Raw genomic sequence first — 19,137 nt, 5'->3', positions numbered from 1 at the left:
GTGTTCGATCCGGAGACCGGGCTACTCCCGTGGCACGTGGAGTTGTTCTACGACAACGCGTGGAACGACATTGTGGGTGACGTGAACGTGGGGGACGGTCTCCGGATCACCCGAGGACGTGACGACTACGAGTCGGAAATGCCTCCGTCCCGGTGCTCCCTGACTCTGGACAACTCCGAGGGCAAGTACTCGCCGAAGAACCCTCTTTCACCTCTGTACGGCAAGCTCGCTCGTAACACGCCGTTGCGTGTGCGGCTCGGCGACCCGGACGCCGTGATCGATTTTGGCAGCGCCCCCGCCGCCTACGTGTCCACCCCGGACCCCGGGAGTGAGCTGTCCCCCGCGGGTCGCTTCGAGGTGCGGGTGGAGCTTGGCCGGGACGTGGAGCCGACCGCCAATGAACGCGCGATCGCCGCGAAGGGCGACGACGCTACCGGGAGGTCGTGGGTACTCATCTTGCGGCCGGACGGAAGAATCCGGTTTCTGTGGAAGGCTGAGACGGACGGCTCGTTCCGTTGGGCCGAGAGCTTCGCAACTGTAGGTCCCCGCGTCCGAGCATTCCGTTTCGTCTTCTCCCCGGACGGGGACGACACCTGGTCCGAGTCAGCCGGACACCCCACTGTCGTGAAGTACCACGCCGAGACCCTCGACGACCCTTGGACTTACGGCAACACAACGGCCTGGCTTTCGATGCCCCCTACGTCAAACGTGTCGAGCACCGGACCCCTCGGTGTCGGCGCCGACGGAGGGGGCGGAAGGCCCTTCGGCGCCCCTTCGATCGACGGGACCGTGGAAAGCCTACAGGTGATCGGGCCTACCGAGGACGACGTCCGGGCCGATTCAGGGTTCCGGGGCGGTGAACAGGCGACGACCTGGACGGACGGAACGGGCCGGGAGTGGACCGTCCATGGGGACCCGGCGTGGACGGACCGCTCCGTCCGGTTCAACGGAGAAGTCCGGGCCTGGCCCCAACGCTGGGGCCAGCCGGACGGCTCGGACGCGGAGGTACGCCTCGAGGCGATCGGGCTCCGGTCGCGCATCTCGCGCACCACCGCGCCCCTCCGCTCCCCAATGTTCCGCGCCTCGACCAGCCCGGGCGAGATGCCGCGCACAATCGCATACTGGCCCATGGAGGAGCCGTCGGGGGCTACTGAGTTCGCGTCGGGCATCGGCGGCCCGCCGATGCTGATAGGCCGGATCCCCGGCTACCACGTGCGCGACATCCGCCCGGGGGCCTACGACGGGTTCCGAGGCAGTGAGGCGGTAGCCGAGTTCAACGTCACCTCCGCAGTCGCGAACGTGCCCCCGGTGCCGCCGACGGGCGAGCTACGCACCTTCTGCCTGGTCCACCTGCCGGAGAACGGCGTACCGCAGGTAAACGGAGCGGACGCCGTCGTTTCGCTGCTGAACCTTCGGACCACGGGCTCCGCGTCCGAGTGGTCCCTCCAGATCTCGTCTAACGGCGCAGCACGCGTCGTCGCGTGGAGTCGTACCGGAGCGACCCTGCTCGAAAGTGGGTGGGCATGGGCCGCGCCGGGGAGCACCTCGGCGAACGGCCGCCATCTACTGGGCGGGTTGTGGTTGCGCCAGGAGGGCGCCGACGTGCGGTGGCAGTGGTTTTTCTTTCACGAAGGGGGACAGGCTGCCGGGGTGGTCGACGGAGTCCTAACGGGACATTCATTTGGATCCGCCTCCTCCGTCGTAATAGGCGCGTCCGGGGACCTCGGTGGGACGGCAGTGGGACACCTCTCCGTCCACAACGTCAACACAGGCTCTCTGTGGGGAACCATCCTCGACGGATTCAACGCCAACGGGCCCGAGACCGCGACCGCTCGAATCGCCCGCCTGGCGAACGAGGAGGCGGTCCCGTTTATAGCGCCGACCGGGTCGGACGACTCCGAGCCCGTCGGTTACCAGAAGACGGGGGCCCTGCTCGACCTCATGGAGGAGGCCGCCGAGGCGGACCTCGGGCTGTTGCTCGAGGACCGCGGGACATCGGCGTTGCGGTACGTACCGCGCGCCCACCTCTACAACCGCGTCCCGCTGGTCATTGACTACCAGGACGTCGTGGCCCCGTTCGAGCCGACGGACGACGACGTCGCGATCGCCAACGACGTCACGGTGTCGCGTGAGGACGGCGCGTCGTTCCGTGCGGTGCTCGAAGACGGACCGCTGTCCGTCCAGGCACCGCCGGTCGGCATCGGCCGATACGACGACTCAGTCCAGCTCTCGCTATGGGAGGACCCGCAGGTGGTCCACCAAGCCGGGTGGAGGCTCCACCTTGGCACGGTCGACGAGACGCGGTACCCGCAGCTCTCCGTCGACCTCCACGGCGCGCCGCACCTCGTGGACACGGTGCCGCGGCTCGACGTCGCGTCGCGCGTACAGGTAACCAACCTTCCGAAGTGGTTGCCGCCGGACCGAGCAGACCTGCTCGTCCAGGGCTACACCGAGGAAACGGACGGTCTGACGTGGCGGCTCGTGTTCAACTGCACGCCCGCCTCCGCCTGGACGGTGGGCGTGGCCGACGACGCCACGTACGGCCGGGCGGACACCTCGGGTAGCGCGCTGCTCGAGCCCGCGAGCGCGGAGGACACACAGCTCGCGGTTCTAACGACCAACGGCCCTCGGTGGGTCCAGGACTCGGACCGGGCCGGTCAGTTCCCGCTCGACGTCAAGTTCGGCGGTGAGATCGCGACCGTGACGGGGATTCGCCCGCTGCTGTCGGACAGCTTCGCCCGCGGCGACGCCGGGTTGTGGGACGTCGACACGTGGGACGAGACATTCGTATGGGGTGAGTGAGTTTGGCTTTCCAACAGATGACCCGGGCCGTACCTGGTCTGCGTGCGTCGGCCGAGGACTATAACGTCGCCCTCGACAACCTCGACGACCACGAGACCCGCTTGTCGGCTGTCGAGGCCGGAGGTGCGGCTATCACGATGGCCGGGTTCCTCGACCTCGACCCGAACGTCTCCGGGTTCAAGCCTGCTGCGACCAACACCTACGAGGTGTACAGCACTGGGGGCGCGACCTACATTCGGTTCCCGAACCCGGGTCGCCAAGTCTCCGTTACCGGCGACGCGAAGGCCCATGCGTATGCGAACACGCAGGGCGCGGGAATCCGCGGCGGACTGAAGGTCGATATCAGTTTTGACAACGGGGCATCGTGGGAAACGTCGGCCGCCTCGCCTCTCGCCGGTACTGCTGGCGGTACCTCTGCCGCCGAGCGAACGTGCTTCGTCGCGGCGCAGTACTGCCGTAAGGGTGTGCCGACCGGGGACGTGCTGGTCCGCGTGCTCGGCTACCGGGAGGGTGACGCGAGCCTGTTCCGCGCCACCCTGTCCGCGATGATGCTCGGCGGCGACGGGACGACCACGGGGTGACGCATGACTGAACCAGTGAGCCCGTGGGGCTCTAACGCCGCGGGGCGGGCCTGGACGTGCGAGGGCGCGCCGCTGTCCGCGTTCGGGCCCGTCCCTGGCCGGGTCACGATCCCGGCCCCCGGATCCGCGGCAGAGGCGCACCTGCCCGTGGCCGTGACCGACATTGAGGCATCCGTCCTCGTGTCCACTAACCAGCTCGCGACTGGTGCGTGGCTCGTGCCGCAGGTGCGCGTCCGTCGACAGTCCTCATCGGACTACCTCGCGGTTTCGCTCGAGCTGAAGCCGGACGGCACACACGGAGTGGCCGCGTACGAGGTGGTGGGCGGCGTTGCGACGTGGCTCGGCGGCTCGGCGCAGGGCGCCTACGAGCCAGGCCAGTGGTACCGCCTGCGCCTCCAGGCATTCGGCGACACGGTCCGCGCGAAGGTGTGGGACGCCCGGGTACACGAGTACGACCACTGGCAGATCGTCTATCGAGTTTCGACGCCCCCCACGCCGGGAGGCGTGAGCCTCTGCGCGTCCTCGGAGCCGGGGAACACGAACGTGGACCCGGTAATCACGTTCCTGGACTTCGAGGTCCCGAACCCGCAGGCATTTACGGTGACCCGCTCGACGAACGGGGTCGTCAAGACGCACGCCGACGACACGGCCGTGAGCCTCGCTAACCCGTCCGTCCTCGCACTGTAGGAGTCGCCTTGCCGATCTACGCCGGGCAGATAATCCGGGCCGCCGACCTGGTCCCGACTGAGTGGCAGCCCGTGGCCTTCCAAAACGGTTGGCGCAACTACGGGAACGGGTGGTCGGACGTCCAGTTCCGATACCTGCCGTTGACCGACCAGGTCGAGATAAAGGGGACCATGATCTCCGGCACGGAGGCGGACAACACTGTCGTGTTCACGCTGCCCGAGGGGTACCGCCCCTCGTCCAACTGCTCGTTCCCTATCGGCCACGTGTCGACGCCGACAGACAGCGTCGCGCAGGTTCGTTTCTATTCGGACGGCACTGTCCGGATCTACGGCCTGGCCGCGATCAACATCGCCGCGATGGTGCTCGAGGGAATCCAGTTCTACCGGGGGTGACCCCGACCCGATCTCCGCCCGAGGAGGGCTTTTGTTGTGAGCGCTGAAATTCCCGGCGCCGTCGTGATAACTCTGCGCGAGATCTACGACGAGCAGAAGGGCACGCGCGAGGACGTGCAGAAGGTACTCGCACGCCTCGAGGACCAGAGCGCGTCCATTAAGGACCACGAGGACCGGATCCGCGAGCTAGAGAAGTCGAACCCGGCCGACCAGGAGGAGAGGCTGAAGGGTCTCGAGCGTTTCCGGTGGCTCTCCATGGGCGCCGCGACGCTGCTCGGCGGGGGCGGGGGCGCCTTCCTCTCGCAGATCGTCTCGAAGGGAGCGTGACGACGTGGACGCCTTGACATTGTCCAGCGCCATGGGTTGTTCGCTGTCCGTGGCGGAGCGGCACGTTAACGGCATGAATGCCGCCATGCGACAGGCCGGATGCACCACGGTAAACAGGGCTGCTATGTGGTGCGCTCAGATCGGGCACGAGTCCGTGGGGCTCCGATACTTCGAGGAAATTTGGGGCCCGACGGAGGCGCAGAGAGGGTACCAGGGCCGGTCCGACCTCGGGAACCTATACCCCGGAGACGGCTACCGATTCCGCGGTCGCGGCCCGATTCAGTTAACCGGCCGATACAACTACGGGTACTTTGGACAGTGGGCCAAGTCGCGCGGCCTGGTGTCTGACGCCGCGTACTTCCAGAAGCACCCGGACACCGTGGCGACGTCTTATTGGGGTTTCATGGCCGCCGCCTGGTACTGGACGGTGGCCCGGCCGATGAACACCTACGCCGATCGGGCCGACATCTACGGGGCCTCGCGCGCCGTGAACGGTGGCTACAACGGCATCGCCGACCGCATCCGTCGGTGGAACCACTGTCGCTCGCTGGGCGCAGCGCTGCTCCCCGCCGGGGGCGGGGCTGCCCCGCCCTCTGCGCCCGACAACAAGCCAAGCATTGCCATCTATCGCAGTAAGGAGTTTCCCATGCGGATGCCCAAGGGCGGAAAGCTCAAGAGGGGCGGGGCTACCCGGCTCGCCTATGAGTCGATCGCGATCGCGGGTGGTGCGCTCCGCGAGCACGACCTGGTCATTGCTGCGGGCATCGGCCCGAGGGCTGGTGTGCACATCGAGTCGATCAACACGTGGGGCTACATCACCCGGGACAAGGCACAGCGGCGTCTCGGTGCGACCGTTCACAACCCGGGCGGCCACGGTGCGCTCATGAAGAACGCGTGGGTGCACAGGCACGCGTCGTGCTCGCTCATCATCCCGAAGGGCGTCACCCGGATTGACGTCGCGTTCGCGTCGGACACGGAGTGGTCGCTCGACATCGAGGCGAGGGGCTGACCATGCTCGCGCGGTACCGAAAGGCAGTAGCCGCCCTCACGGGGGCGGCCACCCCCTCCGCTGGCCTCGTGGCCGCCCTGGAGGCCCTGGGCTTGGCGTACCCGTCGTGGCTCCCCGCCGCCGTCGCGGTCGTCGCCGGTGCCGTCACCACGGCCGTCTCGCGGGCGAACGAGGAGCCGGTCTCGCTCGTGGACCAGCCCCCCGCGCAGTACGTCGGCAAGCACCGCGAGGCCTGAAACCGCCCCTGACCTGCCGAAACCTCCGGTTCCTGGCAAGCCCGGCAAGGGGTCGGGGATTGTCCCCTCTGTGACTCACTCGAGGGACCCCGCCGAATCGGCGAGCCGATCCCCGCACCCCTTGCCACCCTTGCCAGGACTGGACCATTTCCGCAGGTTGGGGGCCGTTTCGTCGCACCCGGCTACACCCCGAGCCCGGCCGGGTCCTTGCGTGAGTATGAGACTCCCCTCTATCGGCCTCGTTGGCCGACGCCGCACCGGTAAGACCACCGTCGCCGACTACCTCGTCCAGCGCCACGGGTACGTCTCCGTTGCGTTCGCCGACCCGCTGAAGGCCGCCGCGCTCGCGCTGAACCCGATCGTCGAGGAGGTAGACCCGGACGGTGCTTCGTTCCGGCGCTACGACCGTCTTCGGGAGGAAGGGGCCGCCGATCGTAACGGGGTGGTCCGGCTGGCCCCCCTCGTGTCCGCGTACGGGTGGGAGCGAGCCAAGGACGAGTTCCCCGAGGTCCGCCCGCTGCTCCAGCGTCTCGGCGACGAGGCCGGACGTCAGATCCACGGTGAAGATGTGTGGATCCGCCGGGCGATGGAGGCCGCCGCGCGTCACCGTCTCGCGGGACGCCCGGTCGTGGTCCCGGACGTGCGCTATCGCAACGAGGCCGAGACACTACGGGACGCCGGTTTCGTCGTGATACGGCTCACCCGGGAGGGTATCGCCCGTGGTGCCGAGGACGAACACGCGTCGGAGACGGCCGTGGACGAGCTGCCGGTCCACGCGGAGATCGCGAACCGCGGTACGGTGGCCGCGCTGCTCGGTGAGGTGAGCCTAACCCTAGCGCTAGCCGCACCAGCGGTGTAACGTTAGGCCCCACACCCGACGGGGAGGGACACACCGTGAGCAACCTTGACGACGCGTTCGACCGTGCCCTTGACCTGGCCGAGCACTTAGAGGTTGGGAGCACGGATGCGGAGAAGCGATTAGCGGAGGCACTGGTCGACGTTCGGCAGGCCATCCGCACCGATGATGGAACCCCGGACTGGCTGGGCCTCACCCACGAGTACAGGTGGCGAGCGCAAACCATCTACTCGGCCGTCCCGGCGGGCGCGGGTGAGATGACGCGTCTCAAGAGCCGCCTCCGACAGCACAACTTGCGGATTGTCCGGGAACGTACACGGGAGTCCGAATTGACCGAAGCGCTCGCCCGCGCCGAAAACGCGCCGATCCCGCTCGACGGTGAGTTCTACGACAACATCGCCGTGTACGTCCGCGAGAACGGGCGAAAGTGCGTGAACGGCAACGAGGCACAGGTGCTCATCCTCGTGGCCGGACGCCTGCTGGCACTGCTCGACCCCGACGCGGTCGCCGGGCCGGAGCGCTCGACGGTAGCTATGGCCCTAGAGCAGGTGGTAGCCGAGCCAGCCCGCCAGCTCGCCACGCGCATGAGCGAGTAGCCGCACCACGCCGGGAGCCCCGGTCGACACCCTGTAGAGGGGTCGGCCGGGGCTTTTTCGTGTCCGCGAAATTCCTCCGCGCTTCGTGGCTACACCCCGGCGCCGCCCGGGTCCTTGGGTCCTTAGAGGCCGACAGAAAGGGCTCGCATGGCGAAACTCTCCACGATCAAACGAAACGACAGCCGTTTCTACGTCAACAAGGAAACGGGCGAGAAGGTCCCTGGTGTCACGTCCATTGTGGACATGATCCCGAAGCCCTTCCTCATGTACTGGGCCGCGAAGATGGCCGCGGAGTACACCGTCGACAACATCGGCTCGGTAGTCCAGCTCCTCCTCGACGGACAGCGGGACGTCGCGGTCGACGCTGTCAAGGGCGCGCCGAGGAGGTCCACGGGCGACGCGGCGAAGGTCGGGACCGCGGTTCACGACTACTTCGAGCAGTACGCCCGAGGCACCCCACCGAAGCGGGTGCCGCTCGACGTCCAGCCATTCGCCGACCACATCGCGGAATTCCACGACCGCTACCAGCCCGAGTATCTGTACCTGGAGCAAGCGGTATGGAGCGAGTCCCACAATTACGCGGGCTCATTCGACTGGATCGCGCGGATTGGCGACGAGATCGTCATTGGTGACACGAAGACCACCCGCTCCGGCGTCCACGCCGAGGTCGCACTCCAGCTCGCCGCCTACCGCCACGCCGACAAGATCGTGACGCAGGCCGGGGACGAGGAGCCGGTCCCGGCAATCAACGCGGGCGGAGTCTTCCACCTCCGCCCCGAGGGCTGGAAGCTCGTACCCGTTCGCACGGACCGCGTGGTGTTCGACCACTTCCTGTCCCTGCGCCACACGTTCGACTGGGTCAAGTCTTTGTCCGGGGATGTCCTCGGTGACCCCGACTACGACAGCACGGCCGAGCTGTCGACCGGCTCGCAGCGCCGGGCCAAGTAGGCCACCCCACCCCCACCGCACCCCTCACCCTCCACTCCGACCGAGAGGAACCCCTACTCAATGCTGGACATCTTCGACTACGACGACGCCCCGAAGGAACGCACGACCACGCAGCCGACGAGCGACATCGTCGGACGCATCAAGGGCGGGTATCAGGAGGATAACCGCCCCGTGGCCTCGACGACGCTCGTGTTCACCACCGACGACCCGACCGTAGCCTCCGCGATCGCGGAGCGCTTCGGCGGCGAGGTCGAGGAGCTGGAGGTCGACAAGGGCGACGACCACAGGATCGTTTCCGACACCTCGGAGGTCGAGCTGCTCGTCCACCAGGTGAGCGACCTTCGGGCGCGGTTCGCCTACTACGGACAGGGCGGCCTCGTCTACGCCACGGACGGCCGAAAGATCGTCGAGGGCAAGGACTTCACGGGCGCGACCGTCGGCGAGGACTGGCGCCAGCGTCCCGAGTCCATCGCCGAGTGGAAGAAGGACGCGCAGGCTGGCCGAGCCCCGAAGCCGGACATCAAGCTCCGCGCGCAGCTCGCCGCGATGCCGGAGTTGGGGACCCTCCAGTACTCCACCTCCGGATGGTCGCTCGTGTCGAGCCTCTCCGCAATCGAGCGGGAGCTGACGGAGGCCCTCGAGAAGGCCGACGGCGGCCCCGCCTCGGTGACGCTCACGTTCGACGAGCGCGAGATTAAGAAGGGCCCGAACACGGGGCGCACGTTCACCGTGCCGTCCCTGCGTGTGAACGGCCCGGCCTCCATCTGATGTAGGCCAGCGCGGTAGCTCAACGGTAGAGCCCCCGAATCCCGGTGACGGGGCGGTTCGGAGAGATCCGGGTTCGACCCCCGGCCGCGCACCAGCCCCACGCCCGGCGTCGAGCTTCGACTCCGCCCGGCGTGGGGCCTTCACGCGTACACAGAGAGGAACCCCGCATGACGCACCTCGTCCGCTCCGTGCTGTCCACGATGGACGCCGAAGCACGCCACGCCTTCGCGACCGCCTACGCGGCGCACGTCGACTCCACCCGGGCCGCCGGGCGGGAGCCCTTGACCGTCACGGCCGCGGCGCAGCGATGGCACACCGAGGGCGCACTGTGAAGGCGCGCCACGTCCTGAAGATCCACAACGAGTACACCGGACAGGACTACCTCGTCGAGGCGTACTCAGACCTCCCGTGCAGCGACGAAGCCCACCCGGACGTCGTCACCGACTGCGCCGCAGACGCCCACCACGAATGGCTCAAGGCCACCGTGTCCGACTACTTCGAGGTGATCGAATGACCGTGAACCCGCTCGCCGACCTGGTCCACATGACGTACTCGCTCACGGAGACGTCCGCCCGCCGGTTGATGGACGAGCCCGCCCCCGCGTCGAACCCTGAGAAACCCGAGGAGCCGCCGTCGTCCGAGTGCTTCGAGACGCACATGGCGGACACCCGACGGTACGCCTTCGCCTTCTCGACGTTCTCGCTCGCGAAGTTCGCTGACCACCTCGAGAAGGTCGGGCACTTCACCGCGGCCCGCGAGGCGCGCCACCTGGTCGCGCTCCACCAGCAGACCCTCCGGACCGGGCGCCCGTGACGGTCCTCATCTCGCACGACCGCGCGCCGTCCCCGGGAGATCTCCGACAGCTCGCCCGGGGCGACGTTGTCGAGCTGGCCCCGTCCGCCCCGGGGCGCCATGACTGGCCGTCCCTGCTGTCCGCGATCACGACCGCCGTCGCCCGCGGCGCCGACGTCGTGTGGAGGAGATCGTGAAGCACATCGAAACCGAGTACGACGGCTACCGGTTCCGCTCGCGCCTCGAAGCGCGGTGGGCCGTGTTCTTCGACAACGCCGGTATTGACTTTCGGTATGAGCCCGAGGGAATCCTTGTCCCGACATCGTTCATACCGGGGTGGGCGCCGCCACGGGCCCCGTACCTCCCGGATTTCTACCTCCCGGACCTAGGGCTCTACGTCGAGGTGAAGGGCGAGTGGAAGCCCGCCGAGAAGGCGAAGGCTTTAAACGCCGCAGCCTACCTATCCGGGCAAGGCCACGATGTCCTGCTGGCTCCCGACGTGTTCCGTCAACCCCGCGGGGGTTCGCGCCGACCGTGGCGTCTGTCCCTGGACGGCGACGCGCTCCACGCCTACCCGTGGCCGCTCGACCGAGCCCGGGACATCTTCACGGAGCAGGTGGAGACCGTCGCCGCCGCTGGGGACCCTGACGTCTACCGCGACGGCCCGGATCTCCTCCGCGGTTGCAAGACCGATTATCCCGCGCCGGACTGGTACGTGAAGGCAGCCCGCGCCGCGCAGCGCGCCCGCTTCGAGTTCGGCGAGCGACCCGGCGCCTGACACCGAACAACCACTCTGGAGGTTAACCCCGTTGGCGACCAACCAAAAGCGTCTGCTGGAGTACGGGCTCGAGTACGTCTCGAAGGGCTATTACGTCTTCCCGCTGACCGTCTCCTACGACGAGGAGAAGGGTAAGAAGCGCCTGACGATACCGTTCCCCCGCGCGGAGGGGTGGAACGAGGAGTCCACAGTCGACCCGGAGAAGGTCCGGGAGTGGTTCGCGACCCCGCGCCGCGGCATGAAGGGGATCGCGATCGACTGCGGAAAGTCCGGCGTCGTCGCGATCGATCTCGACACAGGCGAAGGGAAGAACGGCCTCGAGGAGTGGGAGAAGCTCCCGGAGCAGCAGGAAACCCCGATGATGGTCCGCACGCGCTCCGGCGGACTCCACCGCCTCTACCGCGACCCGACCGGACGAGTCCGAAACTCCGCCGGGGACGTCGCGCCCGGGATCGACATCCGCGGGAACGGCGGGCTCGTGATCGCACCGCCCACGCGCGTGTGGGGCTCCGAGGGTGTCTACACACTCGTGAACGAGATCGTGCCAGTGACGGATCTCCCCGAGCTGTCGCCCGGCATGGTCGAGATTATCGCCACGCGCCAGGAGACGGAGCGACCGAAGTTCGACCCCGCGATCCACGGGTCCTACAAGGTCTCGGCGACACAGGGCGAGGAGATCGTGGCCGAGCGCCTGGCCCGCCTCGAGTCGGGACGCGGGATGCGCGCGGGGATCTTCGGCTACGCCGTCGGCGTGGCGCAGCTCGAGGGCGCGAAGGCCGCCACCTCCCGTGACGGCGCCGAGCCGGACCCGGACGCACTGGCCGAGCACATCGGCGAGCAAGTCCTGTCCGTGGTCGATTGGGACGTCCTAGACGACGAAGACCGCCAGTGGATCGCGGACGGCGTCACAAAGGGTCTCGCCCACCCGTGGGAGCTGGTCCCGGAGGAGGACGTCCTCCCGGCCGTCGACCCGGACACCCCTCTCGACGACCTCCTACTCCGCAAGGCGCCACGCCTGCCCGGCCACCCCTCGACGGCTCACGCCCTGTGCGCGCCGGTCGTGGTGGACGGGCTCGTCGGCCGGTACCTCTACGTGGACGGCATCGGGTGGCACGAGTGGGTCGGCGACCGTTGGTCCCCGGACCCGCGCACGCCGGTGCGGCACGCGGTCCGGCGCATGATCGCGCGCAACCGTGCCGAAGCCCGGCGGATGGTCGACGCGCTGAAGGACAACGAGGAGGCGCAGCAGCTCGAGGAGGAGCTGGTGGCGCTCAAAGAGGACCGCGGGAGCGGACCCGTAGGCCAGCGCGAGCGCGAGCTTCAGAAGCGCGCCGACGAGGTCAACGAGTGGCGGGAGGAATGGGACCGTGCCGCCGGGTGGTGGTACGCACTGGCCAACGGCCGGGACCACGACCTCGTGATGCGCTACGTCGAGGCCGACCCGGGCCGGATCTACGTCCGGGCCTCCGACCTCGACGCCGACCCGCACCTCCTGAACACGCCGTCCGGGACGGTCGACCTGCGCACCGCCGAGATCCGACGGCACGACCCGGCCGACTACATCACGAAGACGACGCACGTTCCGTACGTGCCCGGAGCCCACCACGACCTGTGGAACCGCGCCCGGGAATCCTTCGCCCCCGGGGTCGAGGAGTGGCTCCAGCTCAAGGCCGGGGAGGGTGCCTACGGGTTCCCGACCAACGACGACACGATGATGTTCTGTTTCGGCGGCGGCTCGAACGGAAAGTCCACCCTCACCGACGCACTGCTGAACGGGCTCGGAGACTACGCGGTATTCCTCCACGACAAGGCCGTCCTCGGCGGGAAGGACGACCACGGCACCGAGAAGATGGTGTTTCGCGGCGCCCGCTGGGCCGTGCTTGAGGAGCTGCCGGAGGCGCAGGTCCTCCGCCCGGCGACGATTAAGAAGCTCGTGGGCACGTCGAAGATCACGGCCCGACTCATGCGTCAGAACAACGTCACGTTCGACGCCTCGCACTCGATCGTCGTCAACGCCAACCACCGACCGCAGGTGCTTGAGAACGACCGGGGTACCTGGCGCCGACTGATCGCGGTCCCGTGGCCGTACACCTACAAGTTCGAGGGTGAGCCACTCGAGGACGAGACGGAGCGTCGCGCGGACCCGGTGGTGAAGCACGCGCTCTCGCGCGACATCGAAGTGCAGAAGGCCGCCCTCGCGTGGATCGTCGAGGGGGCCCGGCTGTATTGGGAACGGGGGCAGAAGTGCGGCGCTCTGCCGGAGTCCGTGGCCCGCGAAACGGAGTCATGGCGGCTGGAGTCGGACGTGTTCGGGTCGTTCTTCGCGCAGGAGATGGAGGCAAAACGCGGCTACGCCGTGTCGTCGGCCGAGCTGCTCGAGGTCTATAACGAGCACCTCGAGTCCCTCGGCAAGCAGCCTGTCTCGGACCAGTACGTCGCGACCCGTCTTGCGACTCTGCCGGGCTGTCGCAACGTGCGTAAGAAGCTCACCCGGCGAAACGAGAAGGCCGTCACGGTTTCCTCGCGCGGACCGGTGACGTCCCTCCCCACCCGCTTCACTGCGTGGGTGGGTCTGCGGTGGCTAACCGAGGAGGAGAAGGCGGCGGAGCCGAAGGCCTAGCCGAGTCCGGGGCGCCGTGCGTTTCGCGCGACGCCCCGGAATTCCTCGCCGGTCGGGCTACACCCGGCGCGCTCCCGGGTCCTTACCTACTCAGACACCGAGAACACGAACCACGGGAGCAACCATGCCGAACGCCGACGCCCTCATGTCCGGGTCCCGCCTCGAGCGCCTGCTGGCCGACGTCGACACCTGGTCGTCGCCGCTGTACGGGCACCGCGTCGAGGTGGTCGAGGACATCTACGCCCGCGCCAACGAGGAGGGCTGAATGCCGCGCCAACGCGCGCTGTTCTTCGACATCGAAACGGACTCCGTCGACCTAAAGTGGACACTTACGCCCGAGAAGATGTTCCGCCTAGGTGGCTATGCGTGGGGGCAGGACGGGGACGTCGTCTTGACCGACGACCTCGAGGAGATGCGCGAGCGCATCCGCTCGGCGGACGTCGTCGTCGGACACAACATTCACCAGTTCGACCTAACGGTCATATTCGGCAAAGACTCCATAGAGCCGCTGGAGATGGCCCTCGAGGGCCGGGTGCTGGACACGTGGACTCACGCCACGCTCCACCACCCGGCCCCGTACTCCTACGTGAACCGCTTCGGCAAACTCGCATACGCGCGCAAGCCCGCCGAGGCGAAACTCTGGTTCAAGCTGGACGAGCAGGCGTACCAACTCGGAGTCCCTGGCAAGTCCGCGGATCTCGCTGCGCTCGCCGAGAAGTACGGTGGGTTCGGGCAGATCCCGGTCGACGACCCCGAGTATCGCGACTACCTCGTCCACGACGTCCTCGCCTCGCGCAACGTCGCCCGCCGTCTGCTCCAGCTCGGCCCCGCCGGGGACTACGAGATGCGCGAGCAGATCAACGCCGCGATCGACGCGCAGAACGAGCGCAACGGCGTACGCCTGGGCGTCGACGCCGCCCGCGCTCGGGCGGAGGAGATGGAGCGAAAGGCCGCCGAGTACAAGGAATTCCTCTCGGACCGCTACGGCCTGCCGAAGACGGGGAAGAAGCCGCTCGCCACGAAGGCCGGGAAAGAGGCCCTCGCCCGCGCCCTCGAGGACGTCGGGATCTCCCTGGACGAGCTACCGCGGACGAAGGGCAAGGATGGCAAGCCGACCGACCGCCCCTCGTTCGGCGGTAAAGGCATCCTGGAGGCCGCGGAGGACAAGTCGGAGGAGGCACTCGAGCTGGCCCGCGCCGTGTCGGCTCTCGGCGGGCTCCGGCCGCTGGCTCAGTCTGCCCTCGACTGCGTCCAGCCCGACGGATTTGTCCACCCGGAGATTTCGACCCTCCAGCGTTCCGGCCGGAAGTCCACGACGAACCCGGGCCTGACCGTGTGGACCTCCCGCGGCGCGGGAGCGGTGGAGAAGGCGTATTACCTCCCGGACCACGAGGACCACGTCCTCGTCGAGCTGGACCTGTCGCAGGCGGACGCCCGCATCGTGGCCGCCTACTCGGGAGACGCGGCTTTCGCCGAGCGGTTCGCCCCCGGCGCTGACGCGCACCTCATCACCGCGTGGATCGTGTGGGGCCGAGAGTTCGTCGGCGAGGATAAGAACGACCCGCACACCGCCCACTACCGCCAACTGGCGAAGGCGCAGAACCACGCCTACTCGTACAACGCAGGCCCCCGCACGCTGGCCGCGAACGCGAAAGTGGATATCTCCGTCTCGGAGCGGTTCGTCAACGCGATGCGCTCCGAGTACCGACAGGTCGAGAAGTGGAAAAAGCGGGTGATCCGCGAGGGTCGTCGCGGCTACGTGACGAACGCGTGGGGTCGACGGATGGTCGTCGACAAGGACAAGGAATTCACGCAGGCGCCCGCGCTCTACGGCCAATCGGGAACACGGGAGATCATTGTGGACGGTCTAATCCGCATGGCACGGACGGACCTTCGCCTAATCCGAATGCTGAAGATCCAAGTTCACGACGCGTTGGTCTTCAGCGTGCCCGCCGCGGAGGTCGACTACTGGGTCCCGCTCATCAAACGGTGCATGGAGACCACGTGGCAGCCGCCCGACGGATCGGGGATGGCTGTGCATTTCCCCGTCGACGGCGGCAAGCCGGGGCGCAACTGGCAAGAGGCCGGACACTGAGAGAGGAAACCACTGTGACGGACAACGTGATCGGACCGAAGCCCGCCGACGCGAAGTGGAAGCTAGGCGGAGTCGAGTACGCCACCGAGGCCGAAGCGGAAGCCGCCCGGGAGACCCTCGCGCGTCACGGCGTCCACGGCAGGCGAGTGGAGGCGCCCGCCCCTGGGCCGACGTGCCCGACGCCGTGGGCGGTCGACCGGCAGGCGGTACGGGACGCGGACGGTCGGTACCTGTTCCGGGTCGACGGAGAGGCCACCCTGTCCACGGCCGTCGACGCGGCAGTGGCCGCCGCAATCGTCGCCGCGGTGAACGAGAAGTTCGGCACACCCGCCGAGCCGACCCGGTACAAGTGGGTCAACGCGACGACGCCGGGCGGCGCCTACTTCGAGGTGGGCGACGGAACCCGGGCCGTGTACGCCCAGACCCGCGCGGCGGCCGAGTCGAAGCTCCGCCGAGGCGTGCCGTCCCGCCGGGTGTCCGAACTGCCCGGCACCGGTTGGCGCCGAGTCGCCGAGGAGCCCGCCCGGAGCGAGCCGCGCACGTTCGACGTCGGAGCCGTCCGCCACCTGCCCACCGAAGTGTGGATGTTCCGTACGGCGGACGGCGACCTGTGCGACCGGGTCTCGGAGACGCGGGCCGTGTATCGGTCGGGTGATTACAGGGGCGGCGAGGTAGACCTTTTCGCCTCCTGCGAGCGCCCGGTGACGGAGGTCCTCGACTCGTGATCGTCGCTGCCGTCGCGGCCGTCCTCTTTGCGGGGGCGGCCGTGTCCGCCTACCGCGCCCGGTTGCGCGGGCTGGCCTTGTGCATGGCCGCAACCGCCGCCGTCGAGGCGGCCCTGTTCATCCTGTCCCTGGTCTTCCCGGAGGGGCTATGAGAAAGACCTGTCGAACCTGCGGCGGTTCCAAGCCGCTGAACGCCTTCCGCCACGATGCCCGTCGCGACGACGGCCGGGCCACGCAGTGCCGGGCCTGCGCGCAGGCGGACGGGGCGGCCTACCGAGAGGCGAACCTCGAACGTGTCCGCGAGCGCGAGCGCGTCAACGCGGCGGCGTACCGCGCGAACCACCCGAACCGCCGCCGGATGATTGCGCGGGAGTCGGCCCGCCGGATGCGCCGGAAGCGTGCCGCCTTGGCACGGCGCGGGGTTGCCTGAGCGCCAGCGGTGCCCGCGCTGTGAGTTGACTAAACCGGACACGGAGTTCCGCCCCCGTTCGAGCGACTGCCGGGAGTGCGAGGAGTCCCTCGCCCGAGCCCGGCGCGTGGTGTGCGCCGTCGACTTCTGCACGACGACGGCCCGACTCGGCGACTACTGCCGACGGCACGCTACAGACCTCGAGCGGGGGCGCCCGTTTCGCCTGCCGGTCCTGACCCCGGACCCGGAGGAGTTGGCGGCCCTCGAGGGCCAACGGCTCGTGAACTACCTAATGCGGTTCACGGTCAAGGCCGGGAACGGCTGCCGACTCTGGCGGGGCGCCTCGGACGGCGCGGGCTACGCCTGCGTAACGATGCCCGGCGGATCCGTCCAGCGGACCTACCGCGTCGTCGTCGAGGCCGTCACGGGGCCGATCCCGCCCGGCTACACGGTTCACCACAAGTGCGCGGCGCGCCGCTGTGTCAACCCCGATCACCTGGAGCGTTCCGACGCCCGCGCGAACATCGGCGAGATGCTCGCCCGGCGCGGGTTCCTCCGCTACATCGGCGAGCTTCGAGACGCGCTCGCCGAGCACGACCCCGATCACTGGCTACTCGCGAGCCGCGTCCGCGTCGACACGTTCGACGGCACCCCGGACTCACCTCGTGAGCCTAGCGTTACTTGAGAGGAACCACTCCGTGACCTACACGAACGACGTCACGCCCGTGTGCGCGCGGGCCCGGGACGCGCTGACCGTCGCGACACATCTCGCGGGTATCGCGGACGAGATCGTGACCATGGCACCCCTCGGATACACACCGGAGCCGTCCCACGACGGCGTCTCCCGGCCCGTGGAAAACGCGGCCGTGGCCCTCGACGAGCGCGGAGTCACGCCGCGGGTGGCCGCCGCCCGCCTGAAGATCACAGCCGCCGCGATCCAGCTCGAGGACGCCGCGCGTGAGCTGGACCACGCCGTGTCCGCTTGGGAGCGGTCCGCTACTAAACCGTGACCTAACGCTAGTCTGCGAAAGTTTGCCCTGGTCAAGTGTTGCATCTTCACCCAACTGGTGTAGCTGCGACAACTTGGCCAGGGAAATTTTTGCGTAGACCCGTAACACCTAACGGTCGCCTAACGCTAACGTGAGTGAAGCACCGCCCCGGGCCCTCCGCCCGGAATGAACGGACAGAGAGGACCCGACCGAAAATGACCGTCGACGCCGCCGCCCCCGCCCCGGTCCGCACGGACGCCGCCCTCGCGGTGGCGGCCCTCGAAGGGGACGCGGTCGCCGCGCTGGAGCTGTTCTCGCGCTTCGGGGGGCTGGTGCATAAGCTCGCCGCCCGATTCGGGACGCAGCACACCTACGACTATGACGACGCCCGGCAGGATTGTTTTCTGGCGCTGCTCGAGGCGGCCGACGACGTCCGCCACGACGGCCGGGAGTTCGGCTTGGCGTTCAACAACCGGGCCACGCAGAACCTCAAGCGGGAGTCCTCCGCCGCCCGTCCCGGCCTGACGCTCCCGTTCCACACCTTCCAGCGGGTCTACAACGCGGTCCGCCGGTTCGACTACAACCTGCCCGCCGCCCGCGACTACCTGGCCAACGAGGCGCCCCTCGGCGAGCGGGTCGACCCGAACACGTTTACGGACGTCTGGTTCGCCGCCTTTGGTGTGACCCTCGAGTGGAACGACTCCGCGGCGCTGGACGGCGAGGGCGCCACGGTGGCCGAGACGGTCGCCGACCGCACGGCCGAGACCCGGCTCCGCTCCGTCGAGGACCTCGACGCCGCCGAGCAGCTCCTCGGCACCCTGTCCCCGCAGTGGCGGGAGGTCCTCGAGCGAACCTACGGCCTCGGCGGCTACGAGCCGCAGGACGCGACTGTGATCGCCGCCGCCATGGGAATGCACAGGGCAGCTATCCGCAAGATCCGGTCCAAGGCGCTGGCCCGACTCCAGATCTCGAGCGACCTTCCCGCGCACTACACCCCGACCGAGCGTGGCAGGACCCCGCTCCGCTCAACCGTTCACCAGGCCGAGTCCCGGCGCCCGTCCCGCCGTGACTTCCCCGTGACCACGCGACGTATCGAGAGGTGATCCATGGGAGTAGAGAACACATGCCGGAGCTGTAACGGGTCCGGCGTCGTCTACGACGGAACGGACGAGAGGGGTCGCCCGCGCGAGACGACGTGCGGGAACTGTGGGGGAGACGGCTCCATCGGCTGAGGCGTACCCACACCGTGTGATAGGGTGTATCTACACCTGCGAAGGGGGAGCCATGCGAGAGTTCATCCGCCGCCCGTCTGCCCGCCAGCGGCGCACGGGCCGCCAGGCCCTCGCCCGCCTGATTTTGCTCCCCGTGGTCGCCGCAGCCATGGCCGCGACCGCTCTCGGTTTCGCCCACCCCGAGGCTTACAACACCTCGGTCCCGGGCCCTGGCACCGCGCCCACCGTAGACATTACCTGGCGCCGCTGACCGCCTTCACCTGAAACCGCCCCTGACCTGCCGAAACCTCCGGTT

23 protein-coding genes and 1 tRNA gene are annotated in these 19,137 nt (G+C 68.4%); all 24 read left to right on the top strand.

Going from position 1 to position 19,137, the window contains the following annotated elements:
• The 24 genes from BAY60_RS26625 (at nt 1) to BAY60_RS26520 (ending at nt 18,713) form a co-directional block, all read left to right on the top strand.
• Nucleotides 1-2,802 (top strand): hypothetical protein, encoded by a 2,802-nt coding sequence (locus BAY60_RS26625; protein WP_112284014.1) that lies wholly within the window; start codon nt 1-3, stop codon nt 2,800-2,802.
• Complete coding sequence (locus BAY60_RS26620; protein WP_112284012.1) at nt 2,799-3,383, top strand: hypothetical protein; 585 nt, start codon at nt 2,799-2,801, stop codon at nt 3,381-3,383. The genes BAY60_RS26625 and BAY60_RS26620 overlap by 4 nt, the downstream gene beginning before the upstream one ends.
• Before the next feature lie 147 nt (nt 3,384-3,530).
• On the top strand, nt 3,531-4,070 hold the full coding sequence (locus BAY60_RS26615; protein WP_146771085.1) for a hypothetical protein: 540 nt from the start codon (nt 3,531-3,533) through the stop codon (nt 4,068-4,070).
• An 8-nt stretch (nt 4,071-4,078) separates the two neighbouring features.
• On the top strand, nt 4,079-4,462 hold the full coding sequence (locus BAY60_RS26610) for a hypothetical protein (RefSeq protein WP_112284009.1): 384 nt from the start codon (nt 4,079-4,081) through the stop codon (nt 4,460-4,462).
• Nucleotides 4,463-4,498: 36 nt separating this feature from the next.
• Nucleotides 4,499-4,789 carry a hypothetical protein gene (locus BAY60_RS26605; RefSeq protein ID WP_112284007.1) on the top strand — a complete coding sequence of 97 codons (291 nt, stop codon included), beginning with the start codon at nt 4,499-4,501 and terminating at the stop codon, nt 4,787-4,789.
• Nucleotides 4,790-5,129: 340 nt separating this feature from the next.
• Nucleotides 5,130-5,798: a hypothetical protein gene (locus tag BAY60_RS26600; RefSeq protein WP_245992823.1), complete on the top strand. Its 669-nt coding sequence runs from the start codon at nt 5,130-5,132 to the stop codon at nt 5,796-5,798.
• Between the two features lie 68 nt (nt 5,799-5,866).
• Entirely contained in the window at nt 5,867-6,034 is a 168-nt protein-coding gene (locus BAY60_RS37345) for a hypothetical protein (RefSeq protein WP_170160566.1), read from the top strand.
• A 217-nt stretch (nt 6,035-6,251) separates the two neighbouring features.
• Nucleotides 6,252-6,893, top strand: a complete 642-nt coding sequence (locus tag BAY60_RS26590; RefSeq protein ID WP_112284000.1) for a deoxynucleotide monophosphate kinase family protein — start codon at nt 6,252-6,254, stop codon at nt 6,891-6,893.
• A gap of 35 nt (nt 6,894-6,928) precedes the next feature.
• Entirely contained in the window at nt 6,929-7,486 is a 558-nt protein-coding gene (locus tag BAY60_RS26585) for a hypothetical protein (protein WP_112283999.1), read from the top strand.
• A 147-nt stretch (nt 7,487-7,633) separates the two neighbouring features.
• Nucleotides 7,634-8,434, top strand: coding sequence for a hypothetical protein (locus BAY60_RS26580; RefSeq protein ID WP_112283997.1), 801 nt, complete (start codon nt 7,634-7,636; stop codon nt 8,432-8,434).
• 60 nt (nt 8,435-8,494) lie between these two features.
• Nucleotides 8,495-9,202, top strand: a complete 708-nt coding sequence (locus BAY60_RS26575) for a recombination directionality factor (protein WP_112283995.1) — start codon at nt 8,495-8,497, stop codon at nt 9,200-9,202.
• A gap of 9 nt (nt 9,203-9,211) precedes the next feature.
• Nucleotides 9,212-9,296, top strand: a tRNA-OTHER gene (locus tag BAY60_RS26570).
• 73 nt (nt 9,297-9,369) lie between these two features.
• On the top strand, nt 9,370-9,534 hold the full coding sequence (locus BAY60_RS37340; RefSeq protein ID WP_170160565.1) for a hypothetical protein: 165 nt from the start codon (nt 9,370-9,372) through the stop codon (nt 9,532-9,534).
• Entirely contained in the window at nt 9,531-9,716 is a 186-nt protein-coding gene (locus tag BAY60_RS26565) for a hypothetical protein (RefSeq protein WP_112283993.1), read from the top strand. Before BAY60_RS37340 ends, BAY60_RS26565 begins: the two co-directional genes overlap by 4 nt.
• Nucleotides 9,713-10,015, top strand: coding sequence for a hypothetical protein (locus BAY60_RS26560; protein WP_112283992.1), 303 nt, complete (start codon nt 9,713-9,715; stop codon nt 10,013-10,015). Before BAY60_RS26565 ends, BAY60_RS26560 begins: the two co-directional genes overlap by 4 nt.
• A 172-nt stretch (nt 10,016-10,187) precedes the next feature.
• Nucleotides 10,188-10,772 carry a PDDEXK family nuclease gene (locus tag BAY60_RS26550; RefSeq protein WP_146771084.1) on the top strand — a complete coding sequence of 195 codons (585 nt, stop codon included), beginning with the start codon at nt 10,188-10,190 and terminating at the stop codon, nt 10,770-10,772.
• A gap of 31 nt (nt 10,773-10,803) precedes the next feature.
• Nucleotides 10,804-13,392 carry a phage/plasmid primase, P4 family gene (locus tag BAY60_RS26545; RefSeq protein ID WP_112283987.1) on the top strand — a complete coding sequence of 863 codons (2,589 nt, stop codon included), beginning with the start codon at nt 10,804-10,806 and terminating at the stop codon, nt 13,390-13,392.
• A gap of 124 nt (nt 13,393-13,516) precedes the next feature.
• A complete protein-coding gene (locus tag BAY60_RS37335; protein WP_170160564.1) occupies nt 13,517-13,657 on the top strand; it encodes a hypothetical protein in 141 nt (46 codons plus the stop codon).
• The gene (locus tag BAY60_RS26540) at nt 13,658-15,487 is read left to right on the top strand and encodes a DNA polymerase (protein WP_112283985.1); all 1,830 of its coding nucleotides are present in this window, start codon (nt 13,658-13,660) and stop codon (nt 15,485-15,487) included. It begins immediately after the preceding gene.
• Between the two features lie 14 nt (nt 15,488-15,501).
• Nucleotides 15,502-16,212, top strand: coding sequence for a hypothetical protein (locus BAY60_RS26535; protein ID WP_112283984.1), 711 nt, complete (start codon nt 15,502-15,504; stop codon nt 16,210-16,212).
• On the top strand, nt 16,209-16,364 hold the full coding sequence (locus BAY60_RS37330; RefSeq protein WP_170160563.1) for a hypothetical protein: 156 nt from the start codon (nt 16,209-16,211) through the stop codon (nt 16,362-16,364). The genes BAY60_RS26535 and BAY60_RS37330 overlap by 4 nt, the downstream gene beginning before the upstream one ends.
• Nucleotides 16,365-16,901: 537 nt before the next feature.
• Nucleotides 16,902-17,306 carry an HNH endonuclease signature motif containing protein gene (locus tag BAY60_RS26530; RefSeq protein ID WP_146771083.1) on the top strand — a complete coding sequence of 135 codons (405 nt, stop codon included), beginning with the start codon at nt 16,902-16,904 and terminating at the stop codon, nt 17,304-17,306.
• Between the two features lie 13 nt (nt 17,307-17,319).
• On the top strand, nt 17,320-17,631 hold the full coding sequence (locus BAY60_RS26525; RefSeq protein ID WP_112283980.1) for a hypothetical protein: 312 nt from the start codon (nt 17,320-17,322) through the stop codon (nt 17,629-17,631).
• Nucleotides 17,632-17,825: 194 nt separating this feature from the next.
• On the top strand, nt 17,826-18,713 hold the full coding sequence (locus tag BAY60_RS26520; protein ID WP_112283978.1) for an RNA polymerase sigma factor: 888 nt from the start codon (nt 17,826-17,828) through the stop codon (nt 18,711-18,713).
• Nucleotides 18,714-19,137: the final 424 nt, after the last annotated feature.

The organism is Prauserella muralis, assembly GCF_003202285.1.
GTDB lineage: Bacteria > Actinomycetota > Actinomycetes > Mycobacteriales > Pseudonocardiaceae > Prauserella_B > Prauserella_B muralis.
The sequence above is the reverse complement of the archived record's forward strand: the minus strand, read 5'-3'. Positions and strand labels throughout refer to the sequence as shown.